This window comes from Actinospica durhamensis (assembly GCF_018139695.1).
Classification (GTDB): domain Bacteria; phylum Actinomycetota; class Actinomycetes; order Streptomycetales; family Catenulisporaceae; genus Actinospica; species Actinospica durhamensis.
The window spans coordinates 1-7,487 of record NZ_JAGSOG010000352.1 but is presented as its reverse complement, the minus strand read 5'-3'; the positions used below and the strand labels follow the sequence as shown (position 1 = coordinate 7,487).

The following is a 7,487-nucleotide window of genomic DNA, read 5'->3' as shown; positions in this document are numbered from 1 at the left end:
GCCCTGACCCGCGCCGACTGGTCCGGATGCGCGCTCAGTGCCCGTACCGCGTTGGTGATCAGGTGGGTGATCGTCTCGTTCCCGGCCACGGCGATCGTCATCAGCGTGCCGAGCAGCTCGTCGGTGCTCAGCCGGTCCCCGTCCTCGGCGCGCGCCCCGATCAGAGCACTCGTCAGATCCTCGCCGGGCTCTTCGGTGCGCCGCCGCACGACCGTGGCCATCAGCTCGAACATCTCGCGGTGCGCCGCGATCGCCTCGGCCGGGGTGGAGTCGGTGCTGATCACCCGGTTGGACAGGACGTGCGCGCGCTCCCGGTACTCCTCGTCGACGCCCAGCAGCTCGCAGATGACCGCCATCGGCAGAGGCTCGGTGAACAGCCGGCGCAGGTCGACCGTCGCCGCCGTGCCGTCGCTCGGCGCGGGCGCCTGCCGCGCGGCCTCGGCGACCCGGTCGAGCAGACGCGCCGTCAGTTCGGCGATCCGGGGCCGCAGCGCCTCGGCCCGGCGCGGCGTGAAGGCCCGATTGACCAGGGCCCGCAGCCGCCGGTGGTCCGCGCCGTCGGAGATGAGCAGCCCCGGGGTGGCGATGAAGGCCAGCAGCGGCCAGCCTTCCGGCACCCGGCCCTCGCGTAGGGCGGCGAAGTGTTCCGGACCCTTGGCCACGTCCGGATGCGCCAGCAGTTCCCGGAGCGCGTCGTGACCGACCACGGCCACGCCCGGCACACCGCCGGGCAGTTCGACCGGCACGACCGCGCCGCGTGCGCGCAACCGGGCCAGATCCGCGTGCGGACAGCCGCCCGCCGGGTCGAGGAGATAAGGGTCCTGTGACGCGGCGGCCGCCGAAACGGCCGGGGTATCGGTGTCCATGCGGCACTCCGTACGGTGGTCGGCGCCGAACGCGGCGCACCGGCGGGGCGGCGCACCGCGCCCCCGGCCCAGTCTCCCGGCGGCGCGGCACCCGGACAAGGTGTGTCAGGGTCGTGTGACAGCGCGCGGCCGGTGCGCGGGAGCGGGCCGCGGCCCGGCGCGCCCCGGACCGGCTCGCTCAGCCCGCCACCTCGACCGCGAAACCGTCCTCCCGCACCCGGTTGGCCAGGTCGATCTTCGTATAAGTGGGCCGCCCGACCTCCCGATACTTGATCTTGACGCGGTGCAGGTACTCCTTCGCCGTGCTCGGCCTGATCCCGATCTGCCGGGCCACCGTGCTCAGCGTCATGCCCGAGGCGTAGCCGAGCAGCACGGCCCGCTCCTGCTCCGAGAGGTTCGGCACGCAGGCCGCGCTCGGCGACGCGCCCGCGCCCGCGTCCGCCGGTCCGCAGGGCGCGGCCACGGACGTCCAGGTGAACCCGGCCGGCGGCAGCGGCCGTACCCGCGGCGCCGGCGCGATCCGGCGCAGCAGGTCCGCCAACGTGTCAAGTCCCTGATCCAGGGTGACCACGCCGTCCACGGCCGCCGCCAGGGCCGCGTCGATCCGTTCGACACCCGGCCCGGCGCTGAGCAGGACCACGCCGAGCCCGTAGGTCTTGAGCAGCAGCACCTCGCTCACCAGCGCCGCGCCGTCCTGGCGGGACAGGCCAAGTACGACGGCGCTCGTCGCGCCGTGCAGCCGGCCCAGCAGCTGCTCGACCGAGACCGCGTCGGCCACCAAGTCGAGGTCCGGCACCGCCGCCGACCACGCGGCCATGCCGTCCAACACCATCCGGTGCACGCCCACCACGGCGAAGCCGACCCGGGTGCCCGGGTCCACCGCTCCGGTACACCCGTCCTCGTCCTCGGCGTTCACGCGATCAGGATCTCGGCCGGGTCGGCGCTCGTCACAGTGCCCTGACCCAGCGCGTCCAGGCAGCCGGCCCGGCGGCTCGCCACCTCGTCCTGATCGCAGTGCTCGTCCAGCAACGCGACCGCGTAGTCCTCGGCCGCCAGATCCCACCGGCCGAGCGCCTCGTACGCCAGGCCGCGGTTGAACAGCAGGTCCGCGTTGCCCGGATCCTGCGCCAGAGCCACGGTGAGATCCTCGAGCGCGCTCTCGAACCGCCCCTCCTGGTAGGCGACCACGGCCCGGTTCACCCGGGCCTCGGCCAGCGCCGGGTCCAGCACCAGCGCCTCGTCGAAGGCCTCCGTGGCGGCCTGCGGCTCGCCGCCGTCGACCAACGCCAGGCCCAGCGTGCACAGGAGCCTGGCCGAATCCGGCTCGTACACCAGCCCGGTGCGGATCACCGCGGCCGCGCGCTCCGGCTCGCCGCTGTCGAGCAGGAGCGAGGCGAGGCTGATCCGAGCCTCCAGGTGGTCCGGCTCGAGGTCGAGGACGTAGCTGAACTCCGTCACCGCCGCCGCGACGTCGCCGAGCGCGATCCGCGCCTCGCCACGGTTGTAGAACAACTCGGGGAACGGCGGCCCGAGCCGCGTCGCGTGGTTGTAGTCGGCGAGCGCCGCCTCGAGCTCGCCGAGGCGCAGGTGCAGGTTCCCCCGGTCGAACCGGTACTCCGGATAGTACGGATCCACGCCGATCACGAAGTCGAACTCGGCCATCGCCTCGTCCAGCCGGCCCAGCGAGGCCAGCAGTTGGGCGCGGTTGTGGTGTAGCACCGATCTATGCAGGTGGTGCTTCTCGTCGGGCAGGTCGGCCGCGAGTCGCGCGATCCCGCCCTCGACCAGTTCCAGAGCCCCCGTCAGGTTGCCGCGGTGCATCTCCGCCAGCGCCTTGCCGTTGCCCATGAAGACGGTCTGAAAGGCCCGGACCTCGGGATCCTCGAGCTGTGTCGCGATCGCCACGGACGTGTTCAGGAAGGCCCGGGCCCGGTCGTGGTCCTTGCGCTCGTTCGAATACAGCCTCGTATAGAGCATGCCCAGCGCGTAGTAGAGCGACATGTGCAGTTCCGGGCGGCCCGTGCGCGCCAGCAGGTGATAGTAGAGCGGCTCGCACTCCTCACCGCGGTTGAGCGGCGCCAGGCACTGGGCGCGCTTGGTCTGCACGATGTAGTAGGGGACGAAGTCCTCCTCGGGCACGACGACCCGCAGCCGATCGCAGAGCTCGAGCGCCGCCGAGTAGTAGGCCAGGCCGATGCAGTGGCTGACGGCCTCCATCATCGAGGTCCGTCCGACGCCGTCCAGATCGGAGCCGTGCTCGCGGTGGAACGGAATCGCGCCGAGGTGCAGCGAACGCTCGCCGAGGGCCTCGAGCTCGTCGGCCCGCTCATCGTGCAGACGGCGGCGCAGTTCCTCCGGAATCCGCTCGTACGCGCGTGCCGCAGCCGCGTCCGCAGCGGTATCAGAGGCCGTGCACTCGGACCACACGAAGGCGCGCGCCGCCACCCCGTCGGCTCCGTCCACTTCACCGACCTGCTCCTGCGCAGCTCCCACTGCTGCGGTCAGTTCCACCACCTCGGCGTGCTCGTCCCGCGCGCCGAGCAGCGCCTCCGACAGACTCCCACCACCGGACGACCCGACCACCAGGCGAACCCGCGCCGGGTCGAGCCGGCGCAGGGCCAGCGCCAGAAACTCCTGGTCCGTCGCGTCCGCCTCGTCGACCCGGTCGAACGCCAGCACCAGCGGCGCATCCGCGGAACCGTCCTGCAGCTCCCGCAGCTCCCGCAGCAGGTCGATGATTCCGTGTGCCAACCGCCGCGTACGCAGGGCCGAATACCAGCGCGTCCGCTCGCCGAACATCGCGCCGGAGGTGAGCGTGCCGGGCGCCGGTTCGAGTACGCCGCTGAGCTCCGGCGCCATCACCAGGACCTCGATGACGTGTCGCTGGGCCGCGGCCCGTTCGGTCGGCGTCAACCCGGGGACGAGGTGGCGCAGCACCGTGCCGAGACCGGTGTACGGACCACGCAGCCGCCGATGGCAGTCCACGCTGATCGTGGGCTTCGCCTCGGCCGCCCGCGCCGCGCGTCCCGGGCCGTCGTCGCCCTCGATCCACAGATGCCGCGCTCCTTCAGGCATGTGCGCTCTCCTTGTCTCGAGGCGATCCGGCCGACTGCGTGGCAGGCCCCCGCCTGCTTCCCCGGATGAGCATGAAAAGAACCATGGACACCTCGGCCACGGTGCCCAGCCCCACCACGGTGGCGTCCCAGAAGGCGGCGTTCACCGGGCTTCCCTCGACCACCGCCCGGTAGATCCGTTGGAACAGGCCGTAGAAGATCGGGATGGTCCCGATCGACATGCTCGCCACCGCGACCAGGCCGCCGAGGAAGACGAACGGCGCGTACCAGCGCACGATGGCGCGCTCCCTGGCCGACCAGGAGGCCTCGTCCTCGAGCCCGGGCCCGGGGCGGCGCAGCGCGCGACGCAGGCGGGCCTTGATGAACCCCCGCGTCATCCGGTGCAGGTCCGGGCAGTACAGGGCGGTGGCGACGACGTAGTAGAGGTCCGTCTCCATGAACACCATGAACTGCCAGATCATCCGCAGCAGGGTGGTGTAGGCCAGGGCCAGGGCCACCCGCCCGACGAGGTCGAGGGAACCGCCGAGCCACTGGTCCAGCGCCGCGACGCACATGAGGGCGTTGACGTACAGTGCGTCGGCCAGCAGCCCGGCGCAGAACGGCAGGATGCGCTTACCCCGCGGTACGCTCATCAGGCCGGTCAGGGTGGTCTGGGCGACCAGGAAGTACAGCCGCCGGCCGATGCTCAGGCGGGCGGGCAGCCCGAGCCGGCGCCCGGCCAGCACGTGGAAGCTCTCGTGCAGGGCGATGCCGGGGAACTGGGCGAAGACGATCGTGAACACCACGGCGATCAGCGACGGGCAGAAGAAGATGTGCGACACCGCCGGGCGCAGGTCGGGCATCCGCACCGCCAGCGTGACCCCGGTGCCCACCAGCAGCGCGTAGCAGATCCAGGCCGGCACCGAGAACAGCGCCCGGGCCAGCCGCGTCCACCGCAGCGGCGCCGGACCGGGGGAGTCGGTCCCGGACTCGGACTCGGACCCGGGCCCGGATCCGGCCCGCGTCCCGTCGTCCTCGCGCACGAATTCGAGCGCGTACAAGGTCTCGATCAGGTCGTCGATGTCCGCGGCCTCGCCGTACTCCTGCGCGTACCAGGCCGCCGCCTCCCGCGCGCTGGCCCCCTCGTCCAGCTTGCGCACCACCGCGGCGGCGTCCGCCGGGAAGACCGCGTAGGACTCGGTCTCCAGCCGGCCGATCAACACCTCGTCGCCCTCGTCCACGAAACTGAGGCGGTGCAGGCGGATGTACGTATCCTCGGTGGCCTCCACCAGGCTCCTCTCCCTGCCCATATCAGTACATTGCCGACGGCGGCCCCGCCGATCGGCTCCCCGGACACGCCCGAACCGCCCGTCGCGAGCGGGCGACCGCGCGCGACGGGCGTGGGCCTGCGGGTGTTAGTTGGGCAGGCAGAAGGGGTTGTCGATCGCGTAGAACGCGGTGACCGCGCTGGTGAGCCGGATCGGACCGGCCTTGCGCACCTGGAACCGCTTCGGGGCGACCTCTTCGGGCGTCGTCGTCTTCACCGTGACCTCGTCTCTGTCGGGGGGCGGGGCGGAACGGCGACCAACCCGGGCGGCCGCACCGGATTGGTCTCCTGCGGCGTAGTTTTCCAAAGCGAGTCAATATAAGCACGTCCTCCAAAGAGAGGACTTGTCGGGTGCGGAGGGCAATGCCACCATACTGGCGCCCTTGGTCATCTCCGCGGATAAGCGCAAACCGAATCGATCCAGGCGCCCCCAGCCCGACCCACGGCAGGTCACCGACCTGCACGGACTCCGCCCGCGTGACGAGCCCGACAGAGCTCGTACACGTTTGTCTTCAGATTCAATTCAGCCCGCGTAGCAGGGCCCGAATCCGGCGTCGAGCGCACCTCGGCGAAGCCCCCGAACCACCGCCGAACCACCGCCTAACCGCTACCGAACCACCGCCGAACCACCGCGGAACCGCGCCTGGATCTGCGACTGGATCCGCGCCTGGATCCGCGCCCGGATCCGCGACGCTCAACATGAAGACGGAAAGCGGGTGGCACCGCATCGCGCCCGGCGCCCAGCACTACCCCATACGCGCCCGCCGCCCCGCGCGGCTCCGGGCCCGCCGTTCCGTCCTCGAACGGCCCCCGGCCAGACCCTCGTCAGGGCGAAAAAACACACACGCCCCTCCATTATCAAGATATAGCGGACCCCGGGGCTTGCGGCAAGGCCCCCGACATGCAGCACAATCGTGCACCGGAGCCACGAGCTGCGGAAACGGGAGTCGCACCATGTCCATGAAGTCATCCACGCCCACCTCCACGTCCACGCCCACGTCCACCTCCACGCCCGCCGTGGTGATCGTCGGCGCCGGAGCGACCGGGCTGATGCTGGCCGGAGAGCTGGCCCTGGCCGGGATCGACGTCGCCGTCGTGGAACGGCGCCCCAATCAGGACGTCGTCGGCCAGCGCGCGCTCGGCTTCTCCTCGCGCACCCTCGAGGTGTTCGACCAGCGCGGCATCGCCGACCGGTTCCTGGCCCAGGGCAAGGTGGCGCAGGTCAACGGCTTCGGCCAGATCCCGCTCGACATCAGCGACTTCCCCACCCGGCACAACTACGGGCTCGGCCTGCCGCAACAGCGCATCGAGTACATCCTGGCCGACTGGGTCGGCGAGCTCGGCGTCACGATCCGGCGCGAGGTGGAGGTCACCGGATTCACCCAGGACGAGACCGGCGTCGACGTGGCCCTGTCCGACGGGCACAGGCTGCGCGCACAGTACCTGGTCGGCTGCGACGGGGGACGCAGCCTGATCCGCAAGACCGCGGGCATCGCGTTCCCCGGCTGGGAGGCCACGATCAGCAGCCTGATCGCCGAGGTCGAACTGGACGGCGAGCCGGAGTGGGGCATCCGCCGCCTCGGCGCCGGCGTGCAAGTGCTCGCCCGCCCCCAGCCCGACGGCCCGGTCCGCGTCCTGGTGACCGAGCCGTACACCGGCCAGTCCGGCGAGCCGACCCTGCACGACCTGAGCCAAGCGCTGATCGGCGTGCACGGCACCGACTACGGCCTGCGCTGCGCCACCTGGATCTCCCGCTTCACCGACGCCGCCCGCCAGGCCGCGCAGTACCGCGACCGCCGAGTCCTGCTGGCCGGCGACGCCGCCCACATCCACGCCCCGATCGGCGGCCAAGGCCTCGGCGTCGGCGTCCAGGACGCGGTGAACCTGGGCTGGAAACTCGCCCAGGTCATCCGAGGCGCAATGCCCGACGAGAAGGACGCAGACGCCCTCCTCGACACCTACCACGCCGAGCGCCACCCCGTAGCCGCCCGCGTACTCCACAACACCATGGCCCAAAGCGCCCTCACCGCCACCGGCGACCGCGTCGACGCCCTCCGCGACATCATGTCCGACCTCCTGAAACTCGACGAGCCCCGCAAGCGCATCGCCGGAATGATGAGCGGCCTAGACATCCACTACAACCTCGGCGAAGGCCACCCCCTCCTAGGCCGCCGCATCCCCGACCTAGACCTCACCACCCAAGAAGGCCCAAGCACCGTATTCACCCTCCTACACCCAGCC

At 71.5% G+C, this 7,487-nt stretch carries 6 protein-coding genes; 1 reads left to right on the top strand and 5 read right to left on the bottom strand.

Annotated elements, in window-relative coordinates; genetic code table 11:
* The 5 genes from KDL01_RS37065 to KDL01_RS44920 all read right to left on the bottom strand — a co-directional run.
* Positions 1 to 866 (bottom strand): cytochrome P450 (locus tag KDL01_RS37065; RefSeq protein ID WP_212533390.1); only part of this gene is annotated, 866 nt, incomplete at its 3' end.
* A gap of 178 nt (positions 867 to 1,044) precedes the next feature.
* Entirely contained in the window at positions 1,045 to 1,782 is a 738-nt protein-coding gene (locus KDL01_RS37060) for a helix-turn-helix transcriptional regulator (RefSeq protein ID WP_212533389.1), read from the bottom strand.
* The gene (locus KDL01_RS37055) at positions 1,779 to 3,941 is read right to left on the bottom strand and encodes a tetratricopeptide repeat protein (protein ID WP_212533388.1); all 2,163 of its coding nucleotides are present in this window, start codon (positions 3,939 to 3,941) and stop codon (positions 1,779 to 1,781) included. Before KDL01_RS37055 ends, KDL01_RS37060 begins: the two co-directional genes overlap by 4 nt.
* Positions 3,934 to 5,229 carry a hypothetical protein gene (locus tag KDL01_RS37050; protein ID WP_212533387.1) on the bottom strand — a complete coding sequence of 432 codons (1,296 nt, stop codon included), beginning with the start codon at positions 5,227 to 5,229 and terminating at the stop codon, positions 3,934 to 3,936. The genes KDL01_RS37055 and KDL01_RS37050 overlap by 8 nt, the downstream gene beginning before the upstream one ends.
* 105 nt (positions 5,230 to 5,334) lie before the next feature.
* On the bottom strand, positions 5,335 to 5,463 hold the full coding sequence (locus tag KDL01_RS44920) for a hypothetical protein (protein ID WP_281415811.1): 129 nt from the start codon (positions 5,461 to 5,463) through the stop codon (positions 5,335 to 5,337).
* Positions 5,464 to 6,200: 737 nt separating this feature from the next.
* Here KDL01_RS44920 and KDL01_RS37045 point away from each other — a divergent pair.
* Positions 6,201 to 7,487, top strand: a 1,287-nt coding sequence (locus KDL01_RS37045; protein ID WP_212533386.1) for an FAD-dependent monooxygenase, incomplete at its 3' end; no start/stop codon positions are given.